Raw genomic sequence first — 15,218 nt, 5'->3', positions numbered from 1 at the left:
TATAATATTCAGAGTGAATGATATTCTTGCACAAACCCGAGCAAAACGTCAGGGGTTGGGCGAACAATGTTTTTGAATGACAGTTATCTTGATGATGACCGGGTTCAAGCAATGTTGTGATTCACTTATTCAACATTAAGACTGTCTGCGACAACGAGAATTACCGATAAACCGGTTTGGCTTTTTGTTAAGGGTACAAGCGAATAGAATTGAAACAAATTTAGAAATTCAGGATGACCTGATGAGGGCACATCGGGTCATCAGGTCGCGAGACGTTGATTGCCGTAACGACAATGATCTCAGTTTGGTTCTTTAAACTATAAGTTTGTATTTTTGCGGATGTTATTAGCTGTTGAGTGAATAGAACACTAATAAAGGACGTGTGAAATGCAATATAAAAAAAATCTTGTGCGCGTTCTTAATGAACAGCGTGTGCTCCAGCAAGCCTTTAACTTCGGACCGATCTCCCGTAGTCAGATCTCCAAGAATCTTAAGCTGAATAAAGTGACCGTCTCTGATATCGTTGCCAGCTTGATCGATCGCCGCTATCTGCTCGAGTTGGGTCAGGGCGATAGTACCGAGAATGGTGGGCGTAAACCGACGATTCTCGAGTTCAATGCCCAGCTGGGCTATGTCATCAATTTCGACCTAGGTTATGATTATATCGATCGGATGTTCAACCTGATGGACGGCCGGGTAATCAGCCTCGAGCGGTATCCAGCGAAGGATATGTCGATTGATGATCGCCTGGAGCTAATGACCAGTTTGATCCACACTGAACTGCTGGATGATCAGATTCCGTTGCGTGGTGTTTCGATCGCGATCCACGGGATCATTGATAAGAACCAGATCCTCTACGCGCCTTTTATCGATTTCAAGGGCTTGGATGTGGCTAAGATCATGGCGGATAAGTTGGGCGTTCCCGTTTTATTGGAGAACGAAGCGAATTTATCCGTGATTTATGAGCGTGACTTCGAAAGTAATGATGACATTGATAATATTATCTGTATCAGTATCCATAAGGGGATTGGCGCGGGAATCGTGATCAATAACCATCTTTATACAGGTAAGCATGGCGAGGCCGGTGAAATTGGCCATACAATTATCTATGATCACGAATTTCGTCGCCGGCGCGCGCCGAACACAATTGAGAGTTATTGTTCGGAAGACGCGATTTTGGATATGATCCGTGAGGTTAAAGGGCAGCCAACTTTAGGGACCAACGAAGTCGTGGCCTTATACGCGCAACATGATTCCGATGTGGTGCAGATCTTAGATGATTTCTGCTTCTATATCGCCAACATTATTTACAATACCATTGTTACATTGGATCCGCGTCGGGTCGCGTTGAACTCGAATTTGATCGCGTTGATTCCGGAGTTGTTAGGTAAAATCAAGGCGAATATCCCGCATTTGACCAACGATGAGACACAAGTTTACTTGGTTGATGATGTCCGCAACGCGACGCTGTTGGGTGGGTGCTCGTTGATCATTCAACACGTGCTGAAAATGCAAAGTGGCCAATTAGCGTTTCGCCGCTGAAATAATTTAGTTGAAATAGCCAAAGAAATTTGGCTATTTTTGTTGTGCTTTGTTTGGGAAAGCGCTATACTATCCTTGTAGGTAAGTTAGTTATACAAACAAACTAAAAGTAATCATCATCATTTGGAGGTTCTTTTCAATGACAAAAACATATTTCCCTAATGTCAACAAGATTCCATTCGTTGGAACTGGTGACTTGAAGTCTGGCTTTGGCTATCATTATTATGACGCTGACAAAGTCGTTGGCGGCAAGAAGATGCGCGACTGGATGCGCTTCTCAGTGGCTTACTGGCATACTTTCGGTCAACAATTAGATGATATTTTCGGTGCAGGGACCGCGATTCGTCCTTGGAATGGCTTGACTGGGATGGACTTAGCTAAGGCCCGGGTCGAGGCTTCCTTCGAGTTCTACGATAAGATGGGCGTTGATTTCTTCTGTTTCCACGATCGTGATGTTGCTCCTGAAGGCGACACTTTACGGGAAACCAACAAGAATTTGGACGAAATCACTGATATGTTTGTTGACTACCAGAAGCAAACTGGCATGAAGGTGCTTTGGAATACAGCGAACATGTTCACCAATCCACGGTTCGTTTCAGGGGCGGCATCATCACCATTCGCGGATATTTTCGCCTATGCGGCTGCGCAAGTTAAAGAAGGATTGGATACTGCTAAGAAGGTTGGCTCGTCAAACTATGTATTCTGGGGTGGCCGTGAAGGCTATGAATCACTGCTGAATACAGATATGAAGCGCGAACAAGAGCATTTGGCGAAATTCTTCCATATGGCGGCTGATTACGCCAAAGAGATCGGTTACGAAGGTCAATTATTGCTGGAACCAAAGCCTAAGGAACCAATGATGCATCAGTATGACTTTGACGCGGCGACGACGATTGCCTTTATGAAGACTTACGGCTTGGACGGCACTTATAAGTTGAACTTGGAAGGTAACCACGCTAACTTGGCTGGCCACAGCTATCAACATGAGATTCGGACAGCGCGGGAAGCTGGCTTATTAGGTTCATTAGACGCTAACCAAGGTGATAAGTTGATTGGCTGGGATCTGGATGAATTCCCTTCAGATCTTTATGAAGCAACTTTGGCGATGTATGAAGTTGTCGAAAACGGCGGCTTAGGCAAGGGTGGGTTGAACTTCGACGCGAAACCACGTCGGTCATCCTTCACACCTGAGGACATGTTCTATGCGCATATTGTCGGGATGGATACCTTCTCAGCGGGCTTGTTAGTTGCTTTGCGCCTGAAAGAAGATAAAGTCTTCGAAAACTTTATCGCTGATCGTTATTCAAGCTACGACGCTGGGCTCGGCGCTGACATTGAAGCAGGTAAGGTTGACTTCAAGACGCTCAACGACTATGCCATCGACAAGCCACAATCTGTTCTGTTGGCCGCAACGAAGTCTGGCCGTATCGAAGAACTGAAAGATACTTTGAATCACTATATCATTGACACCTTGAAATAAGCTTGGTGTCCACCAACCTAAATTTACCTAAAAAAGTTTGAAAACACCCTGAGAGTAAGGCAATGACGTTGCTTTGACGCACGAAAGCTGTGGCAAGAGCAGATTGAGTTAATCGGTCAATCATTGCCTTACTCTTTTTGTGGAGAAAAAGAGGTTGAATCATGAAATATGTAATTGGGGTCGACTTGGGCACTAGCGCCGTTAAGGTCCTGCTCGTCGATCAAAACGGCACGGTTACCGCCCAGGCAAGCGAAGCCTATCCGTTGCAACAACCAGCACCAGGCTATAATGAGCAAAATCCTGATGACTGGGTTCAAGGGACGTTGACGGCCATCAAGCATTTATTAGCCACTAGTGGCGTCACGTCCAGCGAGATCGAAGGGCTTAGTTATTCTGGGCAAATGCACGGGTTGGTTCTGTTGGATGCGGCGGGTCAAGTTTTGCGACCAGCAATTCTTTGGAATGACACGCGGACGACGAAACAATCCGAAGAAATCATGGCGAAAATGGGCCCGCGCTTTATTGAGATTACCCGTAACCGTCCCTTAGAAGGCTTCACGTTACCGAAAATTCTATGGGTCAAGGAAAATGAACCAGATATTTTCGCTCAGGCGGCGACCTTTGTTCTACCGAAAGACTATGTCCGCTATCGGATGACCGGTCAGTTGAACATGGAATTATCTGACGCGGCGGGGACAGTGCTCCTGGATATCGCTAAAAAGGAATGGAGCAGTGAAATTTGCGCGGCGTTTGAGTTGCCTTTGTCGCTGTGTCCGCCGTTGGTTGAGGCGACCACCAATGTGGGAACCATCACGGCAGAATTTGCCCAAGCATCTGGCTTATCCAGTCAAACCGCTGTTTTTGGTGGCGGGGCGGACAATGCTTGTGGCGCGATCGGCGCCGGGATTTTGCATCCTGATCAGGCAATGTGTAGCATCGGCACCTCTGGCGTTATTTTGACGTACGAGCCTGATACAACCACTGATTATCATGGCCAACTCCACTTCTTCAATCACGCGGTGCCTAATAGTTTCTATTCCATGGGGGTCACCTTGGCGGCGGGTTACAGCTTAAGTTGGTTTAAGCAAACATTCGCGCCGGACGCGTCGTTCAATGATTTCGTGGGGAGCGCGGCCACCTCAACCATCGGCGCTCACGGTTTGTTATTCGCGCCGTATATAGTTGGCGAACGGACACCATACGCGGACGCGAAGATTCGTGGGAGCTTCATTGGCATCGATGGTAAACAGGTGCGGGCTGATTTCGTGCGCGCGGTTTTGGAAGGAATTGTCTTCTCCTTTAAGGATATCTTGGATATTTACGAAGCCAATGGCAAGAACTTCAAACAATTGGTTTCTATTGGCGGCGGCGCCAAAAGTCCGTTATGGTTGCAGATCCAGGCGGACATTTTCAACAAGGATATTGTCCGCTTAGAAAGCGAACAAGGTCCCGGTTTAGGCGCGGCCATGTTAGCCGCCGTCGGTTTGGGATGGTTCGATAGCTTAGCGGCTTGCGCTGATTGCTTTATCGCGGTCAAGACGATCTATCATCCCGTCGCTGAGCACGTAGCTAAATACGCGCAACTGCACCAAATCTATCAACAAATCTACCCGCAAACGAAAGGCATTACCGGCGCATTGCTTGCTTATGAGGAACAACAATGAGTTGATTTGACCATATCGAAAAGAAGCCCAAATTCGATTTTGAATTTGGGCTTCTTTATTTTCATTTAAGTCGATTCTTAAAACCTAATCTGATACTTGGTTTGATAATGTTGCCGGTCGCCATCTTGCAAGCTGAAGTCGCCATATTCGTGGTCGAAAATCGCGTTTGGCGCGATTTGGGCCTCGAGGGCGACACCGACGTATGGTTGGCCAGTTTTAGAGAGATAAGGCTGATCAGGGCCAAAGCCGTTGGCAGTGAAGAGGACGATCGCGTTGCGTTGGGAGAAAATCGAAACGCTGATGTGATTCGTCGGGTGACTGAGCACGGCGATGGGGTCGTTGTCAGCGTGGCGGTCGATCAAGTAAACATCGTCGATGCCCTTTTCCGGAATGTCTTGAAGGCCATCAATGGCGGCTCCCAGTGTCTTCTGGGTTTCAAAGCCATAAGGTGTGTCGGTATTGACCAGCGTCTGTCCTGTGGGGATTTTTTCAGTGTCAAGAGCTAGGCGGTGGCTGCTCTTTAAGAGCAACGTCAGGTTCTTGATGTTCTCGTCGCCAGCGTTGAGATTGAAATAGGCGTGGTTGGTTGGATTGAAGACGGTCTCGCCATGACTGAGAACATTGTAATCCAGGAGGACTTGATTGTCGTCGGTCAAGGTATAAGTTAAGGTCACATCCAAGTCGCCAGGGAAACTATCGGCGGCGCTGGTAATTTTGTGCGTGAAGATGATTTGGTTGGCAACGACTTCACTGTCCCAATTGATTTGGTTGAAACCGTGAGGCCCACCGTGGAGGGTATTTCGGCCCTCGTTCGCCGCGACTTGATAGTGGTGGTCGCCAATCTGGAATTGACCTTGGCCGATCCGCCCGGCAACGCGGCCAATGGACATATTTAAATAGTCATTCGTCGCTTGGTAATCAGCAATCTTGGCGAAATTCAAAATCAGGTTCTGCGGACCAGCCGCGGTTGGGACCAAGAGTTCATACCAGTTAGCGCCATATGAGAGACACGAGATCGTCATTTTGTTGGCGTTAGTCAGTGATAATTTGTAGACCGGTTGGCCATCAACAGTATCAAACAGTTCTTTATTTGTAATCATTAAGATGTAACTCCTTTCATTCACAGTTAAGTCTAAGCAATGATTGGCGTGATGTCAACGCTTCCGCGGCGATTAGTCGTTGCTTTTTTCGTGACTGAAAAGCGGCTTAGCTCTGGAGATAAACCAATTTGTTAACGAACCAGGTCAATGATTTCCGCTGGTCGGGATAAGAAGTAGTCCATCTCTTGAAATTGACCATGATCATGGGCGCCCCAACTGGCTAGCGCGAACTTAACGCCAGCGCCGTGGGCACATTGCATATCATAGGCGGTGTCACCGATATACAAAGTCTCATGAGCAGGGATTTGGCTTTTAGCCAACATTTTCAACATGGGGTCCGGGTTAGGTTTATGCTTGGCGGTATCGTCGGCGGTGACAATTTGCGTGAAGTAGTCATCAAGTCCTCGCGACTTAAAGTCGATACTCATGTCGTATTGATTCTTCGAAGTGACCACGCCAATCGCGACATCATATTGTTGCAACGTTTTCAGCGTATTGATAATGCCTGGGAAAACTTGCACCAGGTCCTTGTATTTGGCAAAAGTCTGATGCCATTCATCGAGCAACCCGGGGACGTCTTTTTCCGGAAAACCTAGCTGAACGAGACCGTCATAACCCGGAATGCCGTAAATCGTCACAACTTGGTCGTAGGTGTAAGCCCAACCATGCTGCTGGTTCAAGACATCCAACAGGGCATCCATATATGCCCGTTCCGTGTCGATCAGTGTGCCATCAATATCGAAAACAACATTTTTAATCAAGGGGAGAACCTCCAAATTTATATTCAAACCTGATGCTATTGTAGCATGTTTTGCCGACGCTCGTAGCGATGAAATGGCGGCAGCGGAGTCGCAAAGTTGTTTGACGCCTGTTTTTTTGCTTTAATTGAAGCAGATGAAAAGTAAGAAAGTGAGTGGGATAGACATGAAAGGTTTAGTAGTAATTGATTACACCAATGATTTTGTGGCCAGTGATGGCGCTCTGACCACCGGCCAACCAGGACAGGCGATCGCGCCAGTGCTGCTTGCCACCACCCAGAATTTCATTTCAACTGGTGATTTTGTGGTGATGGCGGTTGACGGCCACGACCCCACTGATCAATATCATCCTGAGAATAAGTTGTTTCCACCACACAATGTCATCGGCACACCAGGGCGGGAGCTCTATGGTCAACTGGCTGTGCTGTATCGGGAGCAGCGGGATAAGATTTACTGGTTGGATAAACGTCATTACTCGGCGTTTTGCGGAACTGATTTGGATCTACGCTTGCGGGAACGACGCATCACTGAGCTACACTTAGTTGGGGTCTGCACCGATATTTGTGTGTTACATACAGCGGTGGATGCTTATAATTTAGGCTATCAAATCGTTGTCCACCAACAGGCTGTGGCTAGTTTCGATCCGGTGGGTCATGAGTGGGCCCTGCGTCATTTCCAAAATACCCTTGGCGCCGAAATCGTTTAGGCGATTCTGAATTGGATCGCAATCTTACTGGGTTGTCGGAAATGGCAGTTCCGGGTAAAAATAACCGCGCTGTCCGCGACTTGCACAGTGCGCTTCCGCCGAAGCGCGTCATCAGATCCATTCAGGTTCTTGAAAAAAGGTTAAGGGTTGTTTGCGAATCAACAATTACCCTACAGTTCTAGCACCGCAAATGATATAATTTAATCAAAATTGTAAATGAGGTTACTTAATGACAGATTGGTTACTACGCTTTGTTAAGGGCATCTTTATTGGCTCTGGTTTTATTTTGCCTGGGGTCAGCGGTGGTGCTTTAGCAGCGGTTTTTGGTGTGTATGAGCGCATTATTTCCTTTCTTGCCCATCTAACACGTGATTTCAAGAAAAACGTGCTCTTCTTTGTTCCCCTGGGGTTAGGCGGGATCGCCGGGGTTTTTCTGTTTTCCTTTTTAGTTAGTTACGCCTTTAAATTTGAAAACTTGATTCTCTGGTTTTTCGTTGGCGCGATTGTCGGGACCGTTCCAGCTTTATGGCAACAGGCTGGGCGTGAAGGACGTGGCGCCAAGCACTGGTGGATCATGGGAATCACCTTTGTTGTTTTCCTGATTTTCTTGCTATTTGGTAAAGAGTTATTCGGTGATGGTGTGGCCCAAAACTTTGGTACCTGGGTCTTGGCCGGAGCGCTGATTGGGTTAGGCGTGATCATTCCTGGCCTAAGTCCGTCGAACTTCCTGCTGTATATGGGCATGTACGACTCAATGGCGGATGGCATCAAGCAGCTGAACTTCAGCATCATCCTTCCTTTGGCGATTGGCGGAATCGCGTCGGTGCTGCTGCTGTCGAAAATTGCCGACTATATTTTCAAGAAGGCCTATGCGGAGCTCTTCCACTTCATTTTGGGCGTTGTCTTCGCGTCAACCATCATGATCATTCCCTTCGGCGCGAAATACACGGGCTCAGGAATCTTGATCGCAATTCTCATGTTTATTGCTGGAACCGCCCTAGCTTATTGGATGAGTCAGTTAGAAAATAAATATCAGGCGGATTAATCAGTGGATTGGCTGATTGGTATCTGAGTGATGACTATGATTTTTAAGGTAATGGTGCTATATTATAATTAAGTTTTAACCATTTTAGGGAGATGAGCCCATGCGCAAGCTACTGCTGTTTCTAATTCCTGTCGTCGCGGTCTTTTTCTTGTCAGCCGCCTTTGTTACGCGTGCAATCACCAAATTAGCTGATTACCCGAACTGATTGGTCTAGCTTGGCGGATCAATGATCATGAGAATAACGATTGCTTGAGATCAGTTTCTGATAACTGATCTTTTTTTGTTCAGAAAAAGCGCTGCGAATAATCGGTTCGCAACGCTGATAAGCGGAACTATTTTGGGTGATCATGCAAGATTCACTGAATCGGTCTTTCAGAAGCAATTTGTTCATTTGGGTTCGTCGCGCCTACGATCACGCTTTGATGGGGAACTTGTTGGTGAGATCCAGGTCTATTTCGCGACCTTCACGAGTTTGACGCCGTAACTTGGCAGGGTGATCTCGCCGGGCGCGACGGCCTGTTGGTTCAGCAGATCAGTGCCTTGATAGGGCCAAGCTAGTGTTTCTTGCGCCGGGCCATTGTTGATGACGAAATAGTAACGCGCGTCGGCTTGTTGGCGGCAAGTGATCTCAACGTTGGCCGGTGTGGCGAAATGTTCCCAGTCAAATTGATCGATCAGCTGACCAACTAGGTGGTCGATCCCCGCGGCTGCCAGTTGTGTGCCCACATAGTAAGCACTCCCTTGGCCAACTTGGTGATTGGTGACGACTGGCGTTTCAGCGTAGAATTCGCCGGCGCCATAATGGGCCAAGGCTTGCGCGCCTTCTAGATGCATAATGTCGCAGATCAATTCGCATTCATAAGTGCTTTGGTCGGTGAAAACGACTTGCCCGTGCTTTTCAGGTGGTAAAGCATCGAATTCTTCGACCCAAACACCCAATAATTCTCGTAATGGGCCAGGGTAGCCACCGATAAAGACGTTATCATTGCGATCAACCAGGCCACTCATGAAAGTGGTCAGGAAGTGGCCGCCATGCTTGACATAGGTGGTCAGATTCTCAGCCACGCCAGGCTTGACCATATATAAGACTGGCGCCACAACTAAATCATATTTGGCCAACGCTGCGGCGGAAAGATCGGTTGGAATCAGATCAACGGCGATGTTTTGGCGATAAAAGGCCGCGTAGTATTGTTGGATTTGGTCAACATATTTCAAACGAATGTTGGGACCACTAGCATATTCTAAGGCCCAATAATTCTCCCAATCAAAAATCAGCGCGACTTTGGCTTGGGTGCGCGCGCCAAGAATGTCGCCACCTAATTGAGCCAATTCATGACCCAGCGCGGCTGTTTCATGGAAGACACGGGTCTGATCAGTATCTGCGTGGCTAATCACGGCGCCGTGAAATTTCTCGGTTGCGCCTTTAGATTGCCGCAATTGGAAAAATTGGATCGTGTCAGCGCCATGGGCCATCGCCTGGTAGCTCATGGCACGCATTTGGCCCGGGCGTTTCAGCGAGTTGTAGGGTTGCCAATTTTGCTGTGAGGGTGTTTGTTCCATCAGCATGAAAGGATCGCCGTTCTTCAGTCCGCGCATCAAGTCGTGTGTCATCGCGGTGAAACTGCTGGGTGTATTGTAGGCAGGATAGTTATCCCAAGAAACCAGATCCATTTCCTTAGCCCATTTGAAATAATCTAGATCCTTGAAGGTGCCCATCAGGTTCGTTGTGATTGGCGTCTCGGGGTCAAAGCGACGAATCGCTTGGCGTTCGTCTTTGTAATTTTGGAGAATGCTGTCGGACATAAAGCGGCGATAATCGATCGAAAGTCCGGCCAAGGTTGAGTTATCGTAGCCAATCGCGTCACCAAGGTCGTTAGGCGGGAAAATTTCACTCCAGTCATAAAAGGTGTGACCCCAAAAATGGGTGTTCCAGGCCGCGTTGACCGCGTCTAAAGTCTTGTACTGGCGCTTGAGCCAAACCCGGAAGGCGGCGGCACAATTGTCGCAGTAGCATTGACCGCCATATTCGTTCGAAATATGCCAGCAAACAATATTGCGTAAATGACCGTAACGCTCGGATAATTTCGCGGCCAATTTCTGACTGTAATAGCGGAAAGTGGGGCTGTTGGGACAAGCGTTATGCCGACCGCCGAAACGGTGATGACGTCCTTCGAAATCAGTCCGCGTAACATCGGGATAGCGTTCTGCCATCCAGGCTGGTAAAGCCGCGGTCGATGTCGCCAAAACAATTTCAAAGTGGTTCTCGGTCAAGAGTTCGATAATTTGATCTAAAGTTGAGAAATCGTAACGTTCTTCTGATGGCTGCAATTGGGCCCAAGAAAAGACGTTGATCGTGGCCTCGTTGATGTCGGCCTTGGTCAACAATTGCATGTCCTGATACCAAACTTCTTTCGGCCATTGTTCGGGATTATAATCACCGCCGAATAAAATTCGACCGAATTTCTGTGATGCGCTCATGGCTTGCCTCCTAGCAATATTTGAACCTTAACTAGTTACGTCCGGGGATAATTGACAGAAATCAGCGAACCAATGACTAGTTAGACTCTTATTTCAGCTTTCATCCCAGATTCTAGCTGACAATCGTTCAGAAATGTCGTACAATTTGAAGATAAACTATCGGTATTTGAACATTTTTTGCAAAAAGTGAGGGACCCTTATGCGAGTTGTTTTCACGCAGATCAATGCGCACTTGCCGCTTTATTTAGAAAGCATCGGCTATGACTGGCATCAGGAAACGGTGATGCGCGCGCATGGTTATGGCTACTACCACTGGCTCCAAACAACGCGCGGTCAGGGAATTTGTCATGTGGGTGGTCAGACGTTGACGTTGACTCCTGGCGATGCGATTTTACTTGGTCCAGCAATTCCCCATGACTATTGGGCGGCTGAAGCCAATCAGTGGGACACACAGTATTTAACATTCGGTGGACCGGCAGTCGGCGCGATTTTGGGGCAAAACTTGGTGGATTACCAGATTTTTCGGCGGACGGCACCGGCCTTGCGCCATTTTATCGCCGATTATGGGCCACAAGTGACGACGACCACAGACCCCAATGAACTTTCGCTACTGATCTATCGGTTTCTCCTTTTATTAAAGCAAACACGCGAAAGTGGCCAACAGCTTAAACGTCAATATGCCGCTATCTTACAGGCGACCAAACAGTATTTAGACCAGAATTACCAGCAAAACCTGACCAATCAAGAGTTGGCGCAACACTCAGGTTTCTCCTCACAACATTTGAATCGCCTTTTCAAACAGGCGTATCATGTGACGCCGCTGCAATATCTCAACGATTTGCGTTTGCGCAACGCGCAGACGCTGTTGTTGAGTCAGCCGCAATTGACCGTTGAACAAATTGCGATTCAGACCGGCTTTAGCAGTGCCAGCTATTTCATTGCCCAGTTTCATCAGCAGTTACAAATGACCCCGCGGCAGTTTCGGCGCTTGCATTGATCCTGCGCTGGGACCGTAAATGTGGTATGATAGTAAATCGCTAAAAGTCTTTGGTGATTGGTTGCCATGCCGTGGTTTTGAAGTCACGGGCTCTATTTTTGAACTTATACTTGATTGCAGGTTTGGTGGGTTTGGTGGTGACGCAACCGCCTCAGGACGTTTGTCGTGGCTGGAACGCGGTGGGCACTGTTTTGAGCCAATCCGCAAAGACCGCGGCTTGTCTCAAAATCAGGCCTTATTCTAAGCGATAAATCGCTAAGAATAATCTCACCGCTGAGCCACACGTCCTGAGGCGGTTGCTGAACAGAATTGAGCCGATCTGCAATCAAGGTAAAGGATTTGACGAAGTGCTTTTGCAAGCTAGAGGTCAAAACAATCGCCTTTTTTGAGGTGGTACGGCGATGCCAACTGATTCCAGAGGCATGGACGCTATTCTTGAACCTGGGCTAGATTGCAGGTTTGAGGTGGTACGGCAACACCACGGATTTGGATTTGTTGGTTGGCACAGTTTGCATTTGTTTGGACATCTTTACCTGTTCCCTAATCAATCCTTATGTCGAAACCGGCCAATTCAGTTAGTTCGCTGAGAACTAGCTTTGTTTGTCAGGCAGACTTCGCTGGTGTCACCAATTTAAAGCTGGTGACCACTAACCACGGTCGTCATTTGCGTGGATCCTCATCAATTGGCGATAGCTTGCCGGATGGCGTGAGTGCTCAAACGACTGTTATAACGTTGAGCGGCTGGAGCGGAGCGTGGTGTTGGTGGTCCGTTTGCTTGGCGTAAGGTCGGGCTGGGGGTGAGTCAGCCGCGATATTATTGTTGGCGATTTATCGCCTACAATAAGGCCGAGCTTGAAGATTTTCGGTGCACTTCCGAAAAGCTTCAAGTCGTGCCCGCAGCGTTCCACCACCCCCAGCCCGACCTGGAGCCCCACCACATCCGCAATCCACCAACGCCACGCGCAGCGCAAGCCGCGGCCAAGCTACTTTTCATCAGGCAGTTCCAGCAAAGTTGTCAGCAGTCAGAATGATCAAAATCAGATAGGAGTGTCGCGAGTGTACGCATCGAAAGAACGACAAGCAGAAGAACAGCGGGTCCGCCAAGTAGCGGCTACGATCCAACGCGAACTTGAGCAGAATCAACAAAAGCTGACTAACGCCGCCCAAGAAACCCATCAAATTGAGTTGAATTATGGCGATACCGCTAAGATCAACACCTTAGAAGTCGATGACCGCATGGAAACCAACGCGGCCGTCCAACAGCAAAAGCAATTGGTGGCCTTAGCGGTTGAAAATCAGACGATTTTAGCTAAACGGCAGCAACGCCTGCAACGTTTGGCCCAATCGCCTTATTTTGGGCGGATCGATATTGCGGAAGGCACCGATCAAGATACTCTTTATATTGGGACCGCAACCTTGATGGATGATCAGGATGAGGATTTCTTGGTTTATGATTGGCGCTCGCCGGTGGCTGGCGTCTATTACAATGGCACCTTGGGTCCAGTGACCTATCCCACACCACTGGGACCGCAACGGGTGGAATTGCAACGCAAGCGGCAGTTCACGATCAAGGCGGATCGGATCACGAACATGTTTGATACGGATGAAACTGTTGGTGATGAGGTACTACAAGGTGTTTTGGGCGCGGCCGCCAGCCTGTATATGCAAAACATTGTCGCCACGATCCAGCGCGAGCAAAACGAAATTATTCGGAACACCAGCGCGGATGTTTTGGTGGTCCAAGGCGTCGCGGGCTCCGGGAAAACTTCGACAATTTTGCAGCGGTTGGCATATTTGCTTTATCATAGTCGGAAGCAATTGGCCGCGGAACAGGTCATCATGTTTTCGCCGAATCATTTGTTTAGCAATTATATTTCGCAAGTCTTACCCAGTTTAGGCGAGAAGAATATGCGCCAAGTTACCTTACATGAGTTCTTGGAAAAGCGGTTGTGGGAAGTTCAAGTTGAGCATCAATTTACTCGCTTTGAGAAAGATCAGCGTTCGTTACCAGCGGCGACGCGTAAGTTGCGGCAATATTTAGAGAGCACGACAATGATGACGCGGTTGCGCGCGGTGGTCCAGCAACCCAATTTCTGCCCGCGCTTTACCGACTTACTGCTGGCTGGAGAGCCGATCTTGACGCAAGAGCAGATGCAGGCGCTCTGGCAGCAGCTGCCAGCTTCTTTGACAGTGGCGGATAAGTATCAGCAGACGAAAAACAAGCTGATTCGTTTGCTCCAGCGTCGCGTCCGCCAAGCGATTGGGACGGATTGGCTTCAGGAACAGTTGGAGAGTTTGAGTGAGCTTGATTATTTATCATTAAGCGCTGGCGCAACGTTTACCAGTGATGCCGAGGAACGCTACACCCTGGGAAAGAAACTCGCGCAACAACATTTCGCGCCGATTTATGATGCGATTTATAATGATTTCTTTTTGGACCTGGAGCAACAATATTTAGTTTGCTTGCGGCAGGAGTGCCCCGCCGGAGTCAGCCCGGTCAGTTGGCAAGCGCGTACGGAGACTGTGGCCAGCAACTTTGAACGTCATCACGTGGCGCTAAGTGATACGGCGCCGCTGCTGTATTTGCGAGATCTAATCACCGGTGGGGGACAAAACCATCAGATTCAATATTTGTTTATTGACGAAATGCAAGACTATTCGCCGGCGCAATTGTTTTATATTCATCACGCTTTTCCCGTGGCGAAATTGACGTTATTGGGAGATGGCGCCCAGGATCTATTTGCCCATGAGACTCTCCGCGGTGAGCTTTTACCGGCGCTAAAACAACTGTTTCCGCATCAGAAAATCAAGGTTTACTCCTTGAATAATAGTTATCGCTCGACCCAACAGATCACCCACTTTGCCAGTGCTTTGTTGCCAGACGCGCCCCAGATTCTCGCGTTCAATCGTCCGGGACCGCGCCCGAAACTGCTGGTCTGCCAGCGGTTGCTTGACTTGAATCAGCAAGTTAGTCGGGCCTGTCGCGACCTCTTGACCCGGGAAACAATGGTGGCGGTATTGACCAAGACTCAGCAAGAGGCCGAACAGATTTACGCGACCTTACAGGTGGACGCGCCGGTGACGTTGATGACCGAACAAACCCACCATTTACAAACTGGGGTCATGATCATGCCCATCTATTTAGCCAAGGGCCTGGAGTTTGACGCGGTCATTGGCTATAACGTCTCCGCGGACTTGTTCAACGCCGCCAACGACGCTTATATCTTGTACACGATCGCTTCGCGGGCGATGCATGAGCTTTGGCTGATCTCCTTGGGGGCGCCGACGCCGTTGATTACCCAACTGGCCCCGGACCTTTATGAACGGACCAATGCTTGAAATGCCGACCAGACCGCCTGATGAACGGGTGGTAAGTTGTGTCAGCTCCTGCGCTGGTCAAGGATTGATTTATGAATTTTTCTACTAAAAAAACCACCTCCTATGAGAT

At 48.5% G+C, this 15,218-nt stretch carries 12 protein-coding genes; 8 read left to right on the top strand and 4 right to left on the bottom strand.

The window, feature by feature from the left end:
* The first annotated feature begins 387 nt into the window (after window positions 1–387).
* The 3 genes from ACYVSB_RS00480 to xylB all read left to right on the top strand — a co-directional run bounded on the left by ACYVSB_RS00480 (window position 388) and on the right by xylB (window position 4,686).
* The gene (locus ACYVSB_RS00480) at window positions 388–1,542 is read left to right on the top strand and encodes an ROK family protein (RefSeq protein ID WP_461217986.1); all 1,155 of its coding nucleotides are present in this window, start codon (window positions 388–390) and stop codon (window positions 1,540–1,542) included.
* 139 nt (window positions 1,543–1,681) lie between these two features.
* Window positions 1,682–3,022, top strand: a complete 1,341-nt coding sequence (gene xylA / locus ACYVSB_RS00475; protein WP_461217985.1) for a xylose isomerase — start codon at window positions 1,682–1,684, stop codon at window positions 3,020–3,022.
* Between the two features lie 161 nt (window positions 3,023–3,183).
* Complete coding sequence (gene xylB, locus ACYVSB_RS00470; protein ID WP_461217984.1) at window positions 3,184–4,686, top strand: xylulokinase; 1,503 nt, start codon at window positions 3,184–3,186, stop codon at window positions 4,684–4,686.
* Between the two features lie 77 nt (window positions 4,687–4,763).
* Here xylB and ACYVSB_RS00465 read toward each other — a convergent pair whose 3' ends face one another.
* On the bottom strand, window positions 4,764–5,786 hold the full coding sequence (locus ACYVSB_RS00465; protein ID WP_461217983.1) for an aldose epimerase family protein: 1,023 nt from the start codon (window positions 5,784–5,786) through the stop codon (window positions 4,764–4,766).
* A gap of 131 nt (window positions 5,787–5,917) precedes the next feature.
* Window positions 5,918–6,547 (bottom strand): HAD family hydrolase, encoded by a 630-nt coding sequence (locus ACYVSB_RS00460; protein ID WP_461217982.1) that lies wholly within the window; start codon window positions 6,545–6,547, stop codon window positions 5,918–5,920.
* A 163-nt stretch (window positions 6,548–6,710) separates the two neighbouring features.
* Here ACYVSB_RS00460 and ACYVSB_RS00455 point away from each other — a divergent pair, with 163 nt between their 5' ends.
* A complete protein-coding gene (locus tag ACYVSB_RS00455; protein ID WP_461217981.1) occupies window positions 6,711–7,250 on the top strand; it encodes a cysteine hydrolase family protein in 540 nt (179 codons plus the stop codon).
* A gap of 229 nt (window positions 7,251–7,479) precedes the next feature.
* Window positions 7,480–8,295, top strand: a complete 816-nt coding sequence (locus ACYVSB_RS00450; protein WP_461217980.1) for a DUF368 domain-containing protein — start codon at window positions 7,480–7,482, stop codon at window positions 8,293–8,295.
* Window positions 8,296–8,745: 450 nt separating this feature from the next.
* Here the strand turns inward: ACYVSB_RS00450 and ACYVSB_RS00445 are convergent, their stop codons facing one another.
* Complete coding sequence (locus tag ACYVSB_RS00445) at window positions 8,746–10,773, bottom strand: beta-galactosidase (protein ID WP_461217979.1); 2,028 nt, start codon at window positions 10,771–10,773, stop codon at window positions 8,746–8,748.
* Window positions 10,774–10,972: 199 nt separating this feature from the next.
* Here ACYVSB_RS00445 and ACYVSB_RS00440 point away from each other — a divergent pair, with 199 nt between their 5' ends.
* Entirely contained in the window at window positions 10,973–11,770 is a 798-nt protein-coding gene (locus ACYVSB_RS00440) for an AraC family transcriptional regulator (RefSeq protein WP_125597223.1), read from the top strand.
* Between the two features lie 104 nt (window positions 11,771–11,874).
* Here ACYVSB_RS00440 and ACYVSB_RS00435 read toward each other — a convergent pair whose 3' ends face one another.
* Window positions 11,875–12,141 (bottom strand): hypothetical protein, encoded by a 267-nt coding sequence (locus tag ACYVSB_RS00435; RefSeq protein WP_461217978.1) that lies wholly within the window; start codon window positions 12,139–12,141, stop codon window positions 11,875–11,877.
* 182 nt (window positions 12,142–12,323) lie between these two features.
* Here ACYVSB_RS00435 and ACYVSB_RS00430 point away from each other — a divergent pair, with 182 nt between their 5' ends.
* Both ACYVSB_RS00430 and helD read left to right on the top strand, forming a co-directional pair.
* A complete protein-coding gene (locus ACYVSB_RS00430; RefSeq protein ID WP_461217977.1) occupies window positions 12,324–12,554 on the top strand; it encodes a hypothetical protein in 231 nt (76 codons plus the stop codon).
* A 272-nt stretch (window positions 12,555–12,826) separates the two neighbouring features.
* Complete coding sequence (gene helD, locus ACYVSB_RS00425; RefSeq protein WP_461217976.1) at window positions 12,827–15,109, top strand: RNA polymerase recycling motor HelD; 2,283 nt, start codon at window positions 12,827–12,829, stop codon at window positions 15,107–15,109.
* Window positions 15,110–15,218: the final 109 nt, after the last annotated feature.

The sequence above is a fragment of the Lapidilactobacillus salsurivasis genome (genome assembly GCF_054785215.1).
The sequence above is the reverse complement of the archived record's forward strand: the minus strand, read 5'-3'. Positions and strand labels throughout refer to the sequence as shown.

What these genes read in the sequence shown, in the direction of transcription:
- ACYVSB_RS00440 (WP_125597223.1), top strand. Translation starts at nt 10,973, where the DNA reads ATGCGAGTTGTTTTCACGCAGATCAATGCGCACTTGCCGCTTTATTTA.
- ACYVSB_RS00445 (WP_461217979.1), bottom strand. Translation starts at nt 10,773, where the DNA reads ATGAGCGCATCACAGAAATTCGGTCGAATTTTATTCGGCGGTGATTAT.
- xylA (WP_461217985.1), top strand. Translation starts at nt 1,682, where the DNA reads ATGACAAAAACATATTTCCCTAATGTCAACAAGATTCCATTCGTTGGA.
- ACYVSB_RS00480 (WP_461217986.1), top strand. Translation starts at nt 388, where the DNA reads ATGCAATATAAAAAAAATCTTGTGCGCGTTCTTAATGAACAGCGTGTG.
- ACYVSB_RS00430 (WP_461217977.1), top strand. Translation starts at nt 12,324, where the DNA reads ATGTCGAAACCGGCCAATTCAGTTAGTTCGCTGAGAACTAGCTTTGTT.
- ACYVSB_RS00450 (WP_461217980.1), top strand. Translation starts at nt 7,480, where the DNA reads ATGACAGATTGGTTACTACGCTTTGTTAAGGGCATCTTTATTGGCTCT.
- xylB (WP_461217984.1), top strand. Translation starts at nt 3,184, where the DNA reads ATGAAATATGTAATTGGGGTCGACTTGGGCACTAGCGCCGTTAAGGTC.
- ACYVSB_RS00465 (WP_461217983.1), bottom strand. Translation starts at nt 5,786, where the DNA reads ATGATTACAAATAAAGAACTGTTTGATACTGTTGATGGCCAACCGGTC.
- ACYVSB_RS00455 (WP_461217981.1), top strand. Translation starts at nt 6,711, where the DNA reads ATGAAAGGTTTAGTAGTAATTGATTACACCAATGATTTTGTGGCCAGT.